Origin of the sequence: Sphingomonas sp. (assembly GCF_048594985.1) — a bacterium.
In the GTDB taxonomy this organism is placed as follows: domain Bacteria; phylum Pseudomonadota; class Alphaproteobacteria; order Sphingomonadales; family Sphingomonadaceae; genus Sphingomonas_I.
Genome location: NZ_JBMDXG010000229.1, coordinates 1 through 1,858 on the forward strand (window position 1 = coordinate 1; position 1,858 = coordinate 1,858).

Here is a 1,858-nt window from a genome sequence, read left to right on the forward strand (position 1 = left end):
GTCGCGGATCGCATAGAGGAGGTCGCGCTGCTGCTCGGAACCCCAGAAAATCTCGTCCGGGAAGCCGAGCAGCATATCGGCCGCCTCTTCGGCTGGCGTGACCGGCGAAGCCGCTGCCCAGATCCGCAGTCGCCCAAAGATGTAATGGTCCGTGGCTGGCCAGCTCGCAATCTGAGCGCGCGCCTTTTCAGGGGCGGCCTCGACCAGCTTTTCCATTAGCTGCTGGAAATACGCGATCGGGCCGGTCAGGGCGAAGCTGTCATAGGCGATTGGAGGAGCGCCATCATCAGCCCGCGTGGTCTGCATGTAGAGATGGTCATCACCCGAGATTTCGAACTCGAGGGAGCGCGCAAGATCGAGATTGTCGCGGAAACGCCCGACGGCATAAGCGATCTGGTCGGGCGGGATGTCGAGCAATTCATAGGGATGCGGATACTCGACATCGTAGGCGAGCAGTTGGCTCGGTCGATCGGTGTCGGTCCATGAAAGCGGGTGCGACAAACCAAACTTGCGCTCCACCTTGAGCCGCGGTTTGAAGAGATCGGCATAATCACGGACGCGCGCTTCGGACCAGCCCTCGCGCTGGATGCGGCTCTGCAAACCGTAATAAGCGTGGCCGGGATCAACGCGCCGGTCCGACCAGCTGGCGATCAGGAAGCGCCAGCCGCGACGGATATCGTCGGGCCATCGATCCGGATCCTGTCGCAACCACGCCTCGATCATATCGACGATATGCGGATGGAGGGGACCACGACCGGCTGCCCACCACAAAGCGATGGGCTGATGAGCGATTTGATGGAACCAGATGCCCAGATTGTTCAGCCGAGTGCTAAGGCGGCCGGCAGCTACGGCAGGTTCGCCGAAGAAGGCGCCTGGTTCCCTTTCCCCGCCATCGTCCTGATCAAACCGGGTCGGTTGGAAGGCGTCCCATGAACCTTCTGGGACTGCGCGATCGGGGCGGAGATTTCCTTCATCGCCTTCCTCGGGCTGCGGCGGCGTGTCGAAGTCGAGCGAGAGGCTTTCATAGGGATCGATGCGGTCGGCGGATTCGCCATAGGGATCGACGAGGCCCGCCTTTGCGAAGCGCTGGCGGGGATCAAGGGTCAAAAGCCACGACGCCGGAGGCCGCCTTTCGGCATGCACGATCCGCCGTGTCCCTTCCCTCGTGGAGAACAGATGAGCGATCTGGCCGCGGATATGGGGATCAAGCGACGCAGGCCCCGCCGACGCCATGTCCAGCAATTCGCTGTGCCAAGCATCGACGTCGCGGGATCGCCCTGCCCAGGCGGCAAGGCTATCCCACAAGGGATCGAAGCCTGCGCTGTTGTCGAACGCGATAGCGCGCACGCCGCGATGCTCCCAGAGCGCGGCGTCATCGGCATTGCTACCCGGCTGAAAGGCGAAGAGCCGGCTGCGGTTGCCGGCATGCAGGTTGAGCGCCTCGAGCAGATATTGCACCGGCGGATCATCCGCGGCGTAGCCAACGAAGACGATCTGGAAGCGGGCAAGGAGCGATTGCATGAAGCGCGCCGCCCATCCGTCGGAAAGATAGGCGCGACCGAAATCGGCGCTCGAAACGATAAACTCTTCGTCGCCTGCCCCGGCATAATCAGCGTTCACGCGACCATGCAGGTGCATGATGCCAGCGAACGACGGACTGCGCGGATTGGGGAGCATCGGCGGGCCAAAGCAAGCGATGCCGTCGGCGCATTTTTCAAACAGGAGATCGAAGTTCGTCGTCACGAGGCGGACCGTGCCATCCCGTCCGCGTGAGAGATCGATTAGCGTCTGGTGCGCGCTCAGATTGGCATCGTCGACGGGGCGGATAGCGCGTGCGATGGCGTTCTGGACGTCTCTC

Annotated in this window: 1 protein-coding gene; it reads right to left on the minus strand. The window is 62.6% G+C overall.

Features of this window, described 5'->3' with window-relative positions:
- Positions 1-1,858: SIR2 family protein (locus tag ACOJSF_RS09095; RefSeq protein WP_420141894.1), on the minus strand; the 1,858-nt coding region annotated here is incomplete at both ends.